This window comes from Gallibacterium anatis DSM 16844 = F 149, from assembly GCF_000379785.1.
Classification (GTDB): domain Bacteria; phylum Pseudomonadota; class Gammaproteobacteria; order Enterobacterales; family Pasteurellaceae; genus Gallibacterium; species Gallibacterium anatis.
This window is the reverse complement of sequence record NZ_KB903674.1, coordinates 1-14795: the sequence shown is the minus strand read 5'-3', so window position 1 is coordinate 14795 and position 14795 is coordinate 1. Positions and strand designations below refer to the sequence as shown.

16 protein-coding genes are annotated in these 14795 nt (G+C 39.6%); 12 read left to right on the top strand and 4 right to left on the bottom strand.

Going from position 1 to position 14795, the window contains the following annotated elements; all coding sequences use genetic code 11:
- Window positions 1–51 precede the first annotated feature (51 nt).
- The 7 genes from A3EO_RS0101560 to A3EO_RS0101530 all read left to right on the top strand — a co-directional run bounded on the left by A3EO_RS0101560 (window position 52) and on the right by A3EO_RS0101530 (window position 6670).
- Complete coding sequence (locus A3EO_RS0101560; RefSeq protein ID WP_018345699.1) at window positions 52–495, top strand: rhodanese-like domain-containing protein; 444 nt, start codon at window positions 52–54, stop codon at window positions 493–495.
- 23 nt (window positions 496–518) lie between these two features.
- Complete coding sequence (secB, locus tag A3EO_RS0101555; RefSeq protein WP_013745810.1) at window positions 519–1037, top strand: protein-export chaperone SecB; 519 nt, start codon at window positions 519–521, stop codon at window positions 1035–1037.
- Between the two features lie 115 nt (window positions 1038–1152).
- Window positions 1153–2157 carry an NAD(P)H-dependent glycerol-3-phosphate dehydrogenase gene (gene gpsA, locus A3EO_RS0101550; RefSeq protein WP_018345698.1) on the top strand — a complete coding sequence of 335 codons (1005 nt, stop codon included), beginning with the start codon at window positions 1153–1155 and terminating at the stop codon, window positions 2155–2157.
- An 8-nt stretch (window positions 2158–2165) separates the two neighbouring features.
- The gene (gene cysE / locus A3EO_RS0101545; protein WP_018345697.1) at window positions 2166–2954 is read left to right on the top strand and encodes a serine O-acetyltransferase; all 789 of its coding nucleotides are present in this window, start codon (window positions 2166–2168) and stop codon (window positions 2952–2954) included.
- A 34-nt stretch (window positions 2955–2988) separates the two neighbouring features.
- Window positions 2989–5343, top strand: coding sequence for a ribonuclease R (gene rnr / locus A3EO_RS0101540; RefSeq protein ID WP_018345696.1), 2355 nt, complete (start codon window positions 2989–2991; stop codon window positions 5341–5343).
- A 13-nt stretch (window positions 5344–5356) separates the two neighbouring features.
- On the top strand, window positions 5357–6094 hold the full coding sequence (gene rlmB, locus A3EO_RS0101535) for a 23S rRNA (guanosine(2251)-2'-O)-methyltransferase RlmB (RefSeq protein ID WP_018345695.1): 738 nt from the start codon (window positions 5357–5359) through the stop codon (window positions 6092–6094).
- 12 nt (window positions 6095–6106) lie between these two features.
- Entirely contained in the window at window positions 6107–6670 is a 564-nt protein-coding gene (locus A3EO_RS0101530) for a DUF5358 domain-containing protein (RefSeq protein ID WP_018345694.1), read from the top strand.
- Window positions 6671–6738: 68 nt separating this feature from the next.
- Here A3EO_RS0101530 and A3EO_RS0101525 read toward each other — a convergent pair whose 3' ends face one another.
- On the bottom strand, window positions 6739–7317 hold the full coding sequence (locus A3EO_RS0101525; protein WP_018345693.1) for a Maf family protein: 579 nt from the start codon (window positions 7315–7317) through the stop codon (window positions 6739–6741).
- A 103-nt stretch (window positions 7318–7420) separates the two neighbouring features.
- On the opposite strand from A3EO_RS0101525, the gene rmuC reads away from it, so the two are divergent.
- Entirely contained in the window at window positions 7421–8860 is a 1440-nt protein-coding gene (gene rmuC / locus A3EO_RS0101520; protein WP_018345692.1) for a DNA recombination protein RmuC, read from the top strand.
- A gap of 56 nt (window positions 8861–8916) precedes the next feature.
- Here the strand turns inward: rmuC and A3EO_RS0101515 are convergent, their stop codons facing one another.
- The 3 genes from A3EO_RS0101515 to ispB are packed head-to-tail and all read right to left on the bottom strand — an operon-like array spanning window position 8917 to window position 11118.
- Window positions 8917–9396, bottom strand: a complete 480-nt coding sequence (locus A3EO_RS0101515) for a hypothetical protein (protein WP_018345691.1) — start codon at window positions 9394–9396, stop codon at window positions 8917–8919.
- Window positions 9397–9420: 24 nt separating this feature from the next.
- Complete coding sequence (locus tag A3EO_RS0101510) at window positions 9421–10137, bottom strand: epoxyqueuosine reductase QueH (RefSeq protein WP_018345690.1); 717 nt, start codon at window positions 10135–10137, stop codon at window positions 9421–9423.
- A 9-nt stretch (window positions 10138–10146) separates the two neighbouring features.
- Entirely contained in the window at window positions 10147–11118 is a 972-nt protein-coding gene (gene ispB, locus A3EO_RS0101505; protein WP_018345689.1) for an octaprenyl diphosphate synthase, read from the bottom strand.
- A 253-nt stretch (window positions 11119–11371) separates the two neighbouring features.
- Between ispB and rplU the strand changes: the two genes are divergently transcribed.
- The 4 genes from rplU (at window position 11372) to pckA (ending at window position 14634) form a co-directional block, all read left to right on the top strand.
- Window positions 11372–11683, top strand: a complete 312-nt coding sequence (gene rplU / locus A3EO_RS0101500; protein ID WP_013745796.1) for a 50S ribosomal protein L21 — start codon at window positions 11372–11374, stop codon at window positions 11681–11683.
- A 20-nt stretch (window positions 11684–11703) separates the two neighbouring features.
- Window positions 11704–11961, top strand: coding sequence for a 50S ribosomal protein L27 (gene rpmA, locus A3EO_RS0101495; protein ID WP_013745795.1), 258 nt, complete (start codon window positions 11704–11706; stop codon window positions 11959–11961).
- Window positions 11962–12050: 89 nt separating this feature from the next.
- Window positions 12051–12908: a bifunctional DNA-formamidopyrimidine glycosylase/DNA-(apurinic or apyrimidinic site) lyase gene (gene mutM / locus A3EO_RS0101490; RefSeq protein WP_018345688.1), complete on the top strand. Its 858-nt coding sequence runs from the start codon at window positions 12051–12053 to the stop codon at window positions 12906–12908.
- Window positions 12909–13020: 112 nt separating this feature from the next.
- Complete coding sequence (gene pckA, locus A3EO_RS0101485) at window positions 13021–14634, top strand: phosphoenolpyruvate carboxykinase (ATP) (RefSeq protein WP_018345687.1); 1614 nt, start codon at window positions 13021–13023, stop codon at window positions 14632–14634.
- The last annotated feature ends 161 nt before the right edge of the window (window positions 14635–14795 follow it).

Below are 14795 nucleotides of genomic sequence, written 5' to 3'. Positions count from 1 at the left end.
AGGTTATACTTATTCGACTTTTTAACATTAATAAATAAGAGATCAGAATAAATGGAAGAATTTATGCCGAAGGCAATAGCATTTGCCTCTCAACATACTGTGATGGTGATTGCGTGGGTTGTCGTGTTTATCGGGACAATTTATGTGTTTGTAAAAAGTGCCGTTTCCGGTGCAAAAGAGATTGATCAAGCGACTTTGTCACAATTAGTTAATAAACAGAATGCCGTTATTATTGATTTACGTAGTATTGAAGAGTTTTTGCGTGGACATATCGCAGGCAGTCAAAATGTGTTACCAATCGATATTAAACAGCATAATCTTGGTAAATTGGAGCAATACAAAGAACAACCGGTCATTGTCGTTTGTGCTTCAGGAATGACTTCACGCGGTTCAGCAGAACAGTTATATAAACAAGGCTTTAAGCAGGTTTATTCATTAAAAGAGGGAATTCAAGGTTGGCGTGCAGCAAATTTACCTCTTGTTAAGAAAAGTTAATCAGATAGAAAAGGAAATTAGCGATGGCAGAAGAAAACAAAGCAGCAGAACAAGGTTCAGAACAACAAGCACAACCAATGTTGCAGATTCAACGCATTTATGTGAAAGATGTTTCATTTGAAGCACCGAATTTACCTCATTTATTCCAGCAAGAGTGGAAACCGGTATTAAAATTTGATTTAGATACCGAAACCACCGCATTGGCAGAAAACCTTTATGAAGTGGTGCTTAATGTGTCCATTGAAACCAAATTGGAAGGTACCGATACCGTTGCTTTTATTTGTGAAGCAAAACAGGCAGGTATTTTCGCTATTAGCGGTTTGGAAGAGATGCAGTTAGCACACGCATTAACTTCACAATGCCCGAATATGCTGTTCCCTTATGTGCGTGAATTGGTTTCAAATTTAGTCAACCGTGGTACATTCCCGGCATTAAATTTAGCACCGGTCAATTTTGATGCGTTATTCGTTGAATATCTACAACGTCAACAAGCCGCGCAAGCAGAAGCTGAACAACAACAAAAAGCGGAAACCGTAAATTAATTTCTGAAAAGCATCTCTTTGGAGATGCTTTTTCATCTCTTTCCTAAAATCTTATTGAAATCCTCTCTCTTTCGTCTATTCTTTGTTTAATATTAATCAAATAAAAGCGATAGTTATGACAGAATTTTTACCCATTACCGTGATTGGTGCCGGTTCTTACGGAACGGCATTAGCAATCGCACTCTCAAGAAATGGTTTACCGACAATGTTGTGGGGAAGAAATACGGCAGAGATGACGAAAATGGCGCAACAGCGACAAAATCAACGTTTTTTGCCCGGTATTACTTTTCCGGAAGCACTGCAAATCGAAACTGATCTGGCTACAGCAGTTGCAAACAGCCGAGATATATTGATTGTCGTGCCGAGTCACGTTTTTGCCGATGTGTTAAAGCAGATTAAACCGCTGTTAAAAGCGCAACATCGTATTATTTGGGCAAGTAAAGGTTTGGAACATAATAGCGGCCGTTTATTGCATCAGGTGGCGAAAGAGATTTTAGGTGATGATGTGCCATTAGCGGTGTTATCAGGGCCGACATTCGCTAAAGAACTGGCTTCAGGATTGCCGACCGCTATTGTGTTGTCATCAACAGATCAGGTTTTCGCCAAAGCGTTACAAGAGCGGATTCATTGCAGTAAACATTTTCGTGTTTATCTTAATCCGGATATGATTGGCGTGCAGTTGGGCGGTGCGATTAAAAATGTGATAGCGATTGGCGCCGGTATTTCGGACGGTATCGGTTATGGTGCGAATGCAAGAACGGCATTGATTACGCGCGGTTTGGCAGAAATTTCCCGGTTAGGTGCGTCTTTAGGTGCGGAAGCGCACACATTTATGGGAATGGCGTGTTTAGGGGATTTGGTGCTTACTTGTACTGACAACCAGTCGCGTAACCGCCGTTTTGGAATGATGTTAGGCAAAGGTTATTCCGTTGAACAGGCGATGCAGGAGATCGGGCAGGTTGTGGAAGGCTATTTCAACACACAGGAAGCCTACCGTTTGGCGCAACAACAGCAGGTAGAAATGCCGATTGTTGAGCAAATTTATCAAATGCTATTCTGTGGGTTAACTGCAACTGAAGCAGCAGCAAATTTATTATCAAGAGAAAAGAAAAGTGAATAGGGGTATCTATGTCGGTACTATTACAACGGATTTGGCAAAGCATTCGAGATGAAGCAAAATTACTCGCAGAACAAGAACCTTCATTGGCGAGCTTTTTTCATTCAACGATTTTAACGCATCAACATTTAGGTACGGCGCTAAGTTATATTTTGGCGAATAAATTATCCAGCTCGACAATGCCGGCGATTTCATTGCGTGAAATTATTGATGAAGTTTATCGGGAAAATCCGAAAATTATTGAAAGTGCCGCTCACGATATTGAAGCTGTGCGGGTGCGCGATCCGGCAGTAGAGCTTTATTCTACACCGTTACTTTATTTAAAAGGATTTCACGCTTTGCAAAGCTATCGCATCACGCACCATTTATGGCAGCAACAACGCAAAGCATTGGCAATTTATTTACAAAATCAAATTTCGGTGGCGTTTGATGTTGATATTCATCCGGCGGCAAAAATCGGACACGGTATTATGTTAGATCACGCCACCGGCATTGTGGTCGGCGAAACTTCCGTGATTGAAAATGATGTTTCTATTTTGCAGGATGTTACTTTGGGGGGTACCGGAAAAGAGGTTGGCGACCGCCACCCGAAAGTGCGCAAAGGGGTGATGATTGGTGCCGGCGCAAAAATTTTGGGGAATATTGAGGTAGGGGAATATGCCAAAATAGGCGCTTGCTCGGTGGTGCTGCATCCGGTGCCGGCTTATTCCACTGTGGCAGGCGTGCCGGCAAAATTAATTGGACAGGATAAAAAGGCAAAGCCGGCATTAGAAATGAATCAATATTTTACTTGTGAATAACAGTAATAAATAAAAAAGAATTAAGGAGACATCAATGCAATATCAAGATCCGCATTATGCGGAAGAGGCAGAAAAATATGAAAATCCGATCCCGAGCCGAGAGTTGATCCTCACAGTTATTCGGGATCACAATAAACCGATGAGTCGGGAATCTATTTTGCAAACATTGGCAATTACCGATCCGGAGCAGCAGGAGGGAATGCGCCGCCGTTTGCGAGCAATGGAAAATGACGGACAGTTGGTTTTTACTAAGCGCAAATGTTACGCCTTACCTGAACGCTTGGATCTTTTGAAAGGCACGGTAATCGGTCATAAAGATGGTTATGGCTTTTTGCAAGTTGATGGCGTAAAAGATGATTGGTTTATTCCGAATAGCCAAATGCAAAAAGTGTTGCACGATGATTATGTATTGGCGCAGCCGAACGGGGTAGATCATCGCGGACGCAAAGAGGTGCGAATTGTTCGAGTACTGGAGCGCCGTAAGAAGCAGATTGTCGGTCGATTTTTCTTAGAAGATGGCATCGGTTATGTGGTGCCGGATGATAGCCGTATTAATCACGATATTTTAATTCCGAATGAATATCGTGCCGGCGCCAGAATGGGGCAAGTTGTGGTGGTGGAACTGAAACCTAAAGAAAAAGGGCTTTCCCGTTTAACCGGCAGAATCACCGAAGTATTGGGCGACAATATGGCGAAAGGAATGGAGGTGGAAATTGCTATCCGCAATTACGATATTCCGCACGTTTGGCCGGAAGAGGTTGAGCAGCAGATCCAAGGATTGAGTGAAATCGTTGATGATAAAGATAAACAAGGGCGAGTCGATTTGCGACAATTGCCGTTGGTGACTATTGACGGTGAAGATGCCCGAGATTTTGATGATGCGGTATTTTGTCAAAAACGCGAGAATGGCGGTTGGAAATTATGGGTGGCGATTGCGGATGTCAGTTACTATGTGCGCCCAAAAAGTGCGTTAGATAAAGAGGCCTATCAAAGAGGAAATTCCGTCTATTTCCCAAGTCGAGTGGTGCCGATGTTGCCGGAAGTGTTATCGAACGGCTTGTGTTCACTTAATCCGCAGGTAGATCGCCTTTGTATGGTGTGTGAAATTCAACTGTCTGCAAAAGGCAGAATTGAACAGTACCAATTCTACGAAGCGGTAATGAATTCGCACGCACGTTTAACGTACAGCAAAGTGTGGCGAATTTTGCAGGGCGATGAAGAGCTAAGTGAACGTTATCGAGATTTAGTGCCACATTTACAAGAGTTGTATGCAATGTTTAAGGTGTTGTTGAATGCTCGCCATAAACGAGGCGCGATTGATTTTGAAACGATAGAAACTAAATTTATTTTCAATGATCAAGGCAGAATCGAACGAATTGAGCCGGTACAACGCAATGATGCCCATAAAATTATTGAAGAGTGTATGATTTTGGCGAATATTTGTGCGGCACATTTTATGGAACAACATCAAGAGCCGGCATTATTCCGTATTCACGCCTTGCCGAGCGAGGAAAAGCTCACCGCTTTCCGTACCTTCTTAAGAGAATGCGGTTTAACGCTGGATGGCGGATTAAAACCGACACCGGCGGATTATGCCAAATTAATGGCAAAAGTGAATGAACGCCCGGATAAAGAATTAATTCAGACAATGTTGCTGCGCTCATTGAGTCAAGCAATATACAGCGGCGATAATATTGGACACTTCGGTTTGGCTTTGACAGAATATGCACATTTTACTTCGCCGATTCGCCGTTATCCCGATTTATCTTTGCATCGTGGCATTAAGTATTTATTAGCAAAACAGCACGGTTCAACTAAACGCACCACTAAAGGGGGCGGTTATCATTATAAATTGGATGAGATTGATCTGTTGGGTGATCACTGCTCAATGACAGAACGCCGTGCGGATGAAGCAACGAGGGATGTTGCAGATTGGCTTAAATGTGAATTTATGCAAGATCACGTTGGTGAAGTGTTTGAGGGAACCATTTCCAGCGTTACCGGATTCGGTTTTTTTGTCAGATTGAACGATCTTTTCATTGATGGCTTGGTTCATATCTCTACGCTGGATAACGATTATTATCGTTTTGATCCGAGCACTCAGCGTTTAATCGGTGAGAACAGCGGAATGTTGTATCGTATCGGTGATAAGGTTACGGTCAGGGTTGAAGCGGTGAGTTTGGAAGAAAAAACATTAGATTTCACACTGATTTCAAGTGAGCGTAAACCGCAACGATTAGGTAAAACAGAAAAAGATCGTGTTAAAAAGAGCTTGCGTTATAGTGAAAGTTTGCAAAAACGGTTACGGAAACAGGCTAATACCGATGAGAAAAAACGTAGAGAGAAAAAGAAAAAAACAAAACGTAGTAAAAATAAAAAACGAAAATAATTAGAGAGTGTGTATGAGCGAACAAATTTACGGTATTCACGCAGTTTCGGCAGTATTATCCACTACGCCGGAACGTTTTATTGAAGTATTTGTGTTAAAAGGGCGTGAAGATAAACGTTTACAGCCTTTATTAAATGAATTGCACCAATTTGGTATTTCAGTACAGTTTTTAACACGTCAAGCATTGGATAAAAAAGCGAACGGCGAAGTGCATCAAGGCATTATCGCCAAGGTGCAACCACCAAAAGAGCAGACAGAAAATGATCTATATGCTTTGTTACAACAGCAGCAACAGCCGTTATTGTTGGTGCTTGATGGCGTAACGGATCCGCATAATTTAGGTGCTTGTTTGCGTACTGCCGATGCTGCCGGTGTGGATGCGGTTATTGTGCCAAGAGATAAATCTGCGCAATTAACTTCTGTGGCAAGAAAAGTGGCGTGCGGTGCGGCAGAAGTGGTGCCGTTAATTCGGGTAACAAATTTGGCGCGCACTTTAAAAACGTTACAGCAAGATTATAATGTCTGGATTGTGGGAACAGCCGGTGAAGCCGACAGCTCGCTTTATCAGAGTAAGTTAACCGGTGCATTGGCATTAGTAATGGGCGCGGAAGGCGATGGCATGCGTCGCTTGACCCGAGAACATTGCGATCAATTAGTGAGCATTCCAATGCAAGGTTCTGTTTCTTCATTGAATGTTTCTGTCGCAACTGGTGTTTGTTTATTTGAAATTGTCAGACAGCGTTTAGCTTAATGGAAAATGATAATGCTAAAAAAAGTAATTTTTTCAACAACAATCCTATTTCTTGCAGGGTGCGGTTCAAATGTTGAGCCTTATCCGGCGGAATATGCCAATGCCGATTATGAATTAAGTGATAGTGATGCACAACGCTGGGTGGCGGCGAGCCATCAGGCGGAGCAGTGCATTTATCCGAATTTGACGCGTATTCAGCAAGAGCATTTTTCTAAAGAAGATGCTTATATTCATTCACAATATGTGTTCTTTTATCCGTTGGAAGAGATCATTGGTGCAGATTATGTGAAGATGATCCAACAAGATGAAAAATCAATGGGATATGCCCAATATCAATATAAAAAGTTCAAACAAACTGAATTTGATCCGATGCCGGCAGCGGAATGTGCAACCTTGAGAATTAAAGCACGTGATGATTTAAAAGTGGTGAAAGGACAGTATCAAAGCGGAATGGCTGTGGATGAGTCGAAAAACAGTGCAACGGACGGTAAAAATAGTAATCCGGATGGTATTGCAACCAATGAAAATAAATTCTTCTTTGATATTATCAAATGGGGCTCGGCGTTATTGTTGTAATTTTAAAAGTGGTTAATGAAACAGAAAACTGCACGACAAAGTGCAGTTTTTTATTTAAATACAATTAGTTAGAGAATATTTGTTGAAAATTTCTTTAATAATTCGCTCGTTTCAAACAACGGTAAGCCCATCACACCTGAATAACTGCCACTTAAATGCCTGATAAAACTTGCAGCCAATCCTTGTATCGCATATGCTCCTGCCTTATCAAAAGGTTCTCCACTGGCAATATAAGAGTGAATTTCTTCTGTCGAAAGCGATTTAAAAATGACTTCGCTAGATTGCAGACAATAATGTTGTTTGATGGGTGTTGAAACGCAAATAGCTGTTAATACGTGATGAGTATTGCCGGACAACATTGAAAGCATTGCAAAAGCCTCTTCTTCTGTATGGGGTTTGCCTAAAATTTGATTATTAAATGCAATACAGGTATCGGCAGTGAGAAGTGGATATTTTCTTTTGTTAGGGAAAAGATAGCGAATTTGCTGATTTTTACTGATTGCCATTCGTAAAACATAATCACTTGCTGTTTCATTTTCACCAACCGTTTCGTCAATTTCACCCTTTAATACCTCGACAGATAAACCCAGTTGTTGTAATAGTTGAAAACGACGTGGACTGTTAGATCCTAGATAAATTTTTTTCATAATAGATTCCTATATTCAGTTTGGCTAATATTGTAATGATTACGGGATTTCAGATCAGCATTTGTTATACTGAATCAGTCAATTTGTTTTTTGAGGAGAAGTTATGGATTTTGTACTTTATATTGTTATGTTGTTATTAGCTTTGACCTGTGTTGTGTTTATCTTATTGAATTTGCAGAAACAAAAATCATTGCAGGCGTTACAACAGCAACAAGCACAAACGGTGGAACAGTATAATGCGCTGTTGCAGAAATCAGAGTTATTAACAGAGCAATATCAATTGGCGTTACAAGAAAAAATCCGTAGCCAAACGGAAAAACAGGGCGTTGAGTCGTTGCTACAGGAGAAAAATCGACAACAACAAGAACTGGAACAGCTAAATCTATCAGCACAACAACAAATTACGCAATTATCGCAACAATTGGCGGCATTACGCACCAGTTTAGCAGAAAAAGAGACGCATTTTGCTGAACAACAGCAGTTGTTAGAAAATAATAAAAAACAATTAACGTTGGAGTTCCAGCAGCTCGCCAATCAAATTTTAGAAGAGAAAAGTCGCAGTTTTTCGCAATCTAATCAAATAGCGTTGGATAGCCTATTAAAACCGTTTAAGGAGCAGATTGAAGGTTTCCAAAAACGAGTGAATGAAGTGCATTCCGAAACGGTAAAAGGGAATGCCAGTTTGGAAGCGGAACTTAAGAAAGTGTTGGAAATTGGCTTAAATATGTCGAAAGAGGCAAATAATTTGACAACAGCATTGAAAGGGCAGAAAAAAACATTGGGCAACTGGGGAGAAATGCAGTTGGAAAATGCTTTGCAATCTGCCGGCTTGGTGACGAATGAGCATTATGTTGCCCAAGCTCATTTTAAAGATAATGAGGGTAATCATCGCTATCCTGACTTTTTAATTAAATTGCCTGATAACAAGCATATCGTGATTGATTGCAAAGTGTCATTGGTTGCTTATGAACAAGCGGTTTCTGCGACTGACGAGGCTCAAATCCAACTTCATTTAAAAGAGCATATTCAAGCGATTAGACAGCATATCAAATCGTTATCAGAAAAGGATTACAGCCATTTAGAGGGGATTCAAAGCCCTGATTTTGTGTTGATGTTTATTCCGATTGAACCGGCATATATTGAAGCGTTAAAACAGGATCCGACACTGTTTAATAATGCGTATGAAAAAAATGTGATTTTAGTGTCATATACCACATTAATGCCGATTCTACGCACTGTTGCCAGTTTATGGCGTATTGAAAAAGGCAACCGAGAAGCGCGAGAAATCAGCGAAAAAGCAGGTGATATTTATAATCAAGTTTGTGTGGTGGCGGAGCGACTACAAAAATTAGGTAATGGTTTAAATAGTGTGGTTAAACAATATAATGATTCGGTTACTTCGCTTTCCGGACAACGAGGTTTATATGGTAAAGTCGAGCGTTTTCAGACGCTCTCTAATAAAGTTAGCAAGCAGTTACCATCAATGGAACCATTAACAGCTGATGTTGAAATAGAACGTTTAAATGCGATTGTTGAGGTGTAGTTATGCGATAAAAAAGCGATCCGAAGATCGCTTTTTCAATGTGATTTTTTTTAAATTTATTTCTTTTGTGTGGTTTCAATTTGAGCTTTTAAATCAGCAAGTGCTTTTTCAGCATCGGCAACTGATTGTGTGGTCTTGGCTTGAAGTTCGGTATAAGCCTTAATTTGTTCCGGTGTAGGTTGTTGAGTAACATAATCGGAAGATTGTTGCATTAAATCAATAAAAGATTTTAAACCGGCATCATATTGTGCTTGTACTTTTTTTGCTTCTTCGGTTTTGATTTTGAGTTCACTGATAGATTTCACTACCATTTTGAAATGATCAATAATTGCTGCATATGCTTTGGTTTTATCCTCAGCAGTTTGAGCTGCTTCCAATTGCTGGATTAATGCAGAACCGCTTTCCTGTTTTAACACAGTATTCAATGTTTGTTGAAGCAAATCAACATCTGCTTTCATATCAGCAGTTTTATCGCCACAAGCGGCTAAAAAGAGAGAAAATAGAGCAATTAATAGAAAATTTTTTAACTGTTTCATAAATATGTCCTTATTAAATAAAAATTAATCTGCAGAATAATAAAGTTTGCCGATCTCAATTTTAGCTCTGCCTTGAGATTCACGCCACTTATTAGTATCACGCAAAGAGTAAACACAACCGCAATACTCTTGTTGATAAAATTTTTCACGTTTACTAATTTCAATCATTCGTTGAGAACCGCCACCTTTACGCCAGTTATAATCCCAATAAATGACATCATCATATTTTTCAGCAGCACGATGGCCACAGCCATTAATTTGATTCATATCTTTCCAACGAGAAATGCCAAGACTGCTAGTAAATACGGGAAAACCGTGTTCGTGTGCATATTGAGCCGCTTTTTCAAAACGCATATCAAAGCACATTGTGCAGCGAATACCACGTTCAGGCTCATCTTCCATCCCTTTTGCCCGTTCAAACCATTCCGCACGATCATAATCAGCATCAATAAATGGGATGTTATATTTTTCAGCAAACCGAATATTTTCTTCTTTACGAATTAAATACTCTTTTTGAGGATGAATATTAGGATTATAAAAATAGATAGTGAAATTGATTTCCGAAGCAAGTAAAGCCTCCATTACCTCACCTGAACAAGGTGCACAGCAGGAGTGGAGCAATAGTTTGTTATGTCCGTCAGGCAAAGTTAATTTTGGACGAACAAAGGGGGCATTCGGATCTTTAGTAATTTTCTTTTTTCTCCCTCTAGAAATAGGAGGTATTTGTTGAATATCTGACATATTGTTTTCTTAATAATTACGTTCTACAGAAATTTTTGCAAGAGAAATTAATGCTTCTTTATAGGGGTTGTCATCAATAACGGACAACGAATCAATCGCTTTTTGAGCTTCTTGTTTCGCTTTTTCTATTGTGTAAGTAAGTGATTGATATTTATCCATCATTGCCTGAACTTCAGCAAGATATTTACGTCCGTGGCCGTGTTCAATAATGGAACGGATTAATTGGCGTTCATCATCACTGGCGTGCTGCATTGCGTGGAGCAACGGTAATGTCGGCTTGCCTTCCTCCAAATCATCGCCAAGATTTTTACCTAATTTGTCTACATCCGCACAATAATCCAATACATCATCAACCAGTTGGAAAGCAGTGCCTAAATAACGACCATACAATTTCATCGCTTGCACTTGTTGTTCGGTCGCTTCTGATAATAGTGCCGAACATTCAGCTGCAACCTCAAACAAACGTGCGGTTTTGCTGTAAATAACTTGCATATAGCTCTGTTCAGTGGTGTCGGGATCGTTACAATTCATTAATTGCAGCACTTCACCTGCAGCGATAACATTGACTGCATCCGACATCACTTGCATAACAGGCAACGAACCTAAGCGAGCCATTAATTGGAATGCCCGGGTATAGATAAAATCCCCGACCAAAACACTGGCGGCATTGCCGAAGATAGCATTTGCAGTATCTTTACCACGGCGTAAGGTTGATTCATCAACAACATCATCGTGCAGTAATGTGGCGGTATGGATAAATTCAATAAATGTTGCACAAGTAATATGCCGATCACCTTGATAATTCAAGGCATTAGCCACTAATACCGCAATTAATGGGCGAATACGTTTGCCACCGCCGTTAATAATATAGAAGCTAAGTTGATTGATTAAGGCTACATCAGATTGCAATTGTTGTGAAATCATTGCGTTGACGGCTTGCATATCCTTAGCAGACAGCGCTTGAATTTCGTTTAAATCCATACTTCCCTTCATAATTGTGATGCAAGAATTGTGAATACTATTTAATAAGCTCTCAATTCTACCTTAAAAATTTAATTTCTAAAATTAAACTGTGAAATTAAGCAGATTTTTTATTTTGTTTAAAATCCGTGCTTGCTATTTTGTTTTTTTTTCCGTAAAATTCGCCACCTATTATGTGAATTTTACAAGTGCCGAGTTAGATAACTTTCGGGTTTGATTTGATGGCACTATTTATTTAGCGGAGTTTTCTTCTATGTACGCGGTTTTCCAAAGTGGCGGCAAGCAACACAGAGTAAGCGAAGGTCAAGTTGTTCGTTTAGAAAAACTTGAAGTGGCAACAGGCGAATCAGTTGAATTCGATTCAGTGTTGATGGTCGTTAATGGTGAAGATGTTAAAATCGGTGCACCGGTTGTTTCTGGTGCGAAAGTAGTGGCTGAAGTTGTAGCACACGGTCGTGGCGAAAAAGTTAAAATCGTTAAGTTCCGTCGTCGTAAACACAGCCGTAAACAACAAGGTCATCGTCAGTGGTTCACAGAAGTGAAAATCACTGGGATTCAAGCATAATTTCAGAGGAGATCAAGTAGATGGCAACTAAAAAAGCTGGTGGTTCAACTCGTAACGGTCGTGATTCTGAAGCTAAACGCCTTGGTGTTAAACGCTTCGGTGGCGAGTCTGTATTAGCAGGTAATATCATCGTTCGTCAACGTGGTACTAAATTCCACGCAGGTAATAACGTTGGTATGGGTCGTGACCACACTTTATTTGCAACAGCTGATGGTAAAGTGAAATTTGAAGTGAAAGGCGACAAAGGTCGTAAATACGTAAGTATCGTCACTGAATAATTTGCTTATCAGTCCAACAAGTTTAGAAACTGCACCTTTTAAAGGTGCAGTTTTTTTATGTGCAGAAATCGATATGGGAGTAGCTAAAAATGCCTGAGTTACCGGAAGTTGAAACCACGAGAAAAGGTATTCAGCCTTATACGGAGCATCAACAAATTGTTAAGTTGGTGATTAGAACGGAAAAATTACGTTGGGTTGTCAGTAAAGAGCTTTATCAAATTGAAAATGAAGAGATTTTGGATGTACAACGTCGTGCCAAATATCTGATTTTTCAATTGGAATATGGATACATCATTGTGCATCTGGGAATGTCAGGATCATTAAGAGTTGTAACGGCGAAGGATGCGATTGATAAACACGATCATATTGATATGGTGTTGTCGAATGGAAAAATTCTACGTTATAACGATCCGCGTAAATTTGGTGCTTGGCTATGGACAGACTCAATAGAGCATTTCCCACTATTCTCAAAATTGGCACCTGAACCGTTGAGTGATGAGTTTAATGGCGAGTATCTTTATCAGAAGAGTCGTAACCGGCACACAGCAGTGAAATCCTGGTTGATGAATAATGCCGTGGTTGTCGGTGTTGGTAATATTTACGCCAATGAAGTGCTGTTTAATTGTGGAATTTATCCTAATGTTCCGGTTAGTTCTTTGAGCAAAGAAGATTGTGAGCGCTTAGTGGCTAATATTAAACAGACTTTACAGCAAGCGATAAAACAGGGTGGCACAACATTGCAAGATTTTATCCAGCCGGATGGTCGTCCCGGATGTTTCCAACAATCGCTCAATGTTTATGGCAGAAAAGGGGAAAATTGCCCAACTTGCGGGCATTTGATTGAAATGGTTACTATCGGACAACGCAGCAGTTTTTATTGCCCTATTTGTCAGCCGATCAGAAGCACTAAACACTCAACAAAAATTGAAAAAATCAAAAAAAAGTAACTCTATTGAGGGAGTTAATTGCGGAAATTTGATCTAGATAACGTTTTTTTTTCCGAAAAAGGATTAGAATACAAAACATGATTTTTTTATATTCAATTTGAAGGAAAATATTATGTCAGACTTAAAAGCCTATCTAGATTCAATTGGTATTCACAATGTTGCTGAAATTATTCATAACCCAAGTTATGAACAATTATTTGCAGAAGAAACCAAAGCAAATTTACAAGGTTATGAAAAAGGTCAAGTAACTGAACTTGGCGCAGTTAATGTAATGACAGGTGTTTATACCGGTCGTTCTCCAAAAGATAAATTCTTCGTAAAAGATGATACAACAAAAGATACCATTTGGTGGACATCAGACGAATACAAAAACGATAACAAACCAGTTACTCCTGAAGCTTGGAAAAGCATCAAAAAATTAGCAACAGATGCATTAAGCGGTAAACGCCTATTTGTTGTTGATGCGTTCTGTGGTGCAAATGAAAGCTCACGCTTAAAATTACGTTTTGTAATGGAAGTTGCATGGCAAGCTCACTTTGTAACCAATATGTTCATTCGTCCGACTAAAGAAGAATTGGCAAACTTCGGTGAACCTGATTTCGTGATTATGAACGCTTCTAAAGCGAAAGTAGAAAACTACAAAGAATTAGGTTTAAATTCTGAAACTGCAGTTGTGTTCAACTTGACTGAAAAAGTGCAAGTTATTTTGAATACTTGGTATGGCGGTGAAATGAAGAAAGGTATGTTCTCTTATATGAACTACTTGCTTCCATTAAGAGGAATGGCTTCAATGCACTGTTCCGCAAACACCAGCAAAGATGGTAAAGAAACTGCGATCTTCTTCGGTTTATCAGGAACAGGTAAAACAACATTATCAACCGATCCAAACCGTTTATTAATCGGTGATGATGAACACGGTTGGGATGATGACGGTATCTTTAACTTTGAAGGTGGTTGCTATGCTAAAGTTATCAACCTTTCTAAAGAAAATGAACCTGATATTTATAATGCAATCCGTCGTGATGCATTGTTAGAAAACGTCACTGTTGATGCAAACGGCAAAATTGATTTCGCAGATAAGAGCGTAACAGAAAATACTCGTGTTTCTTATCCGATTTATCATATTGAAAACATTGTTAAACCGGTTTCAAAAGCTGGTCCGGCAAATAAAGTAATCTTCTTGTCAGCGGATGCATTCGGAGTATTGCCACCGGTATCTATCTTGACTCCTGAACAAACTAAATACTACTTCTTGTCAGGCTTTACTGCAAAATTAGCCGGTACAGAACGCGGTGTTACAGAACCAACTCCTACATTCTCTGCTTGTTTCGGTGCTGCATTCTTAAGTTTACACCCAACTAAATATGCAGAAGAATTAGTGAAGAAAATGGAAGCTAACGGTGCGAAAGCATACTTGGTTAACACAGGTTGGAACGGTTCCGGTAAACGTATCTCTATTAAAGATACTCGTGGTATTATCAATGCAATTCTTGATGGTTCTATTGATAAAGCACCAACAAAAACAATCCCTGTGTTCAACTTTGAAGTGCCAACTGAATTACCTGGTGTAAATCCTGCAATTTTGGATCCTCGTGATACTTATGCAGAAAAAGGCGAATGGGAAAAACGTGCTGATGATTTAGCAGATCGTTTCACTAAGAACTTTGTGAAATATACTGGTAATGAAGCAGGTAAAGCACTTGTTGCAGCAGGTCCAAAAAAATAATTTAATTAAATGATGAAATAAGAGAAACACCTTGCCATAATGATCTGCACCCCAAAAGTTGGACTTATTATCCAACAGACAAAGGTGCAGATTTTTTATGACTAAATATAACCAAACATTTAAACAACAAGTGGTAGATTTCTACTTTCAACACGAGGAAA

Coding starts and splice junctions, on each gene's coding strand:
- A3EO_RS0101515 (WP_018345691.1), bottom strand. CDS start 9,396: ATGAAACAGTTAAAAAATTTTCTATTAATTGCTCTATTTTCTCTCTTT.
- A3EO_RS0101530 (WP_018345694.1), top strand. CDS start 6,107: ATGCTAAAAAAAGTAATTTTTTCAACAACAATCCTATTTCTTGCAGGG.
- secB (WP_013745810.1), top strand. CDS start 519: ATGGCAGAAGAAAACAAAGCAGCAGAACAAGGTTCAGAACAACAAGCA.
- rplU (WP_013745796.1), top strand. CDS start 11,372: ATGTACGCGGTTTTCCAAAGTGGCGGCAAGCAACACAGAGTAAGCGAA.
- A3EO_RS0101525 (WP_018345693.1), bottom strand. CDS start 7,317: ATGAAAAAAATTTATCTAGGATCTAACAGTCCACGTCGTTTTCAACTA.
- A3EO_RS0101560 (WP_018345699.1), top strand. CDS start 52: ATGGAAGAATTTATGCCGAAGGCAATAGCATTTGCCTCTCAACATACT.
- A3EO_RS0101510 (WP_018345690.1), bottom strand. CDS start 10,137: ATGTCAGATATTCAACAAATACCTCCTATTTCTAGAGGGAGAAAAAAG.
- pckA (WP_018345687.1), top strand. CDS start 13,021: ATGTCAGACTTAAAAGCCTATCTAGATTCAATTGGTATTCACAATGTT.
- rnr (WP_018345696.1), top strand. CDS start 2,989: ATGCAATATCAAGATCCGCATTATGCGGAAGAGGCAGAAAAATATGAA.
- ispB (WP_018345689.1), bottom strand. CDS start 11,118: ATGGATTTAAACGAAATTCAAGCGCTGTCTGCTAAGGATATGCAAGCC.
- rpmA (WP_013745795.1), top strand. CDS start 11,704: ATGGCAACTAAAAAAGCTGGTGGTTCAACTCGTAACGGTCGTGATTCT.
- cysE (WP_018345697.1), top strand. CDS start 2,166: ATGTCGGTACTATTACAACGGATTTGGCAAAGCATTCGAGATGAAGCA.
- mutM (WP_018345688.1), top strand. CDS start 12,051: ATGCCTGAGTTACCGGAAGTTGAAACCACGAGAAAAGGTATTCAGCCT.
- gpsA (WP_018345698.1), top strand. CDS start 1,153: ATGACAGAATTTTTACCCATTACCGTGATTGGTGCCGGTTCTTACGGA.
- rmuC (WP_018345692.1), top strand. CDS start 7,421: ATGGATTTTGTACTTTATATTGTTATGTTGTTATTAGCTTTGACCTGT.
- rlmB (WP_018345695.1), top strand. CDS start 5,357: ATGAGCGAACAAATTTACGGTATTCACGCAGTTTCGGCAGTATTATCC.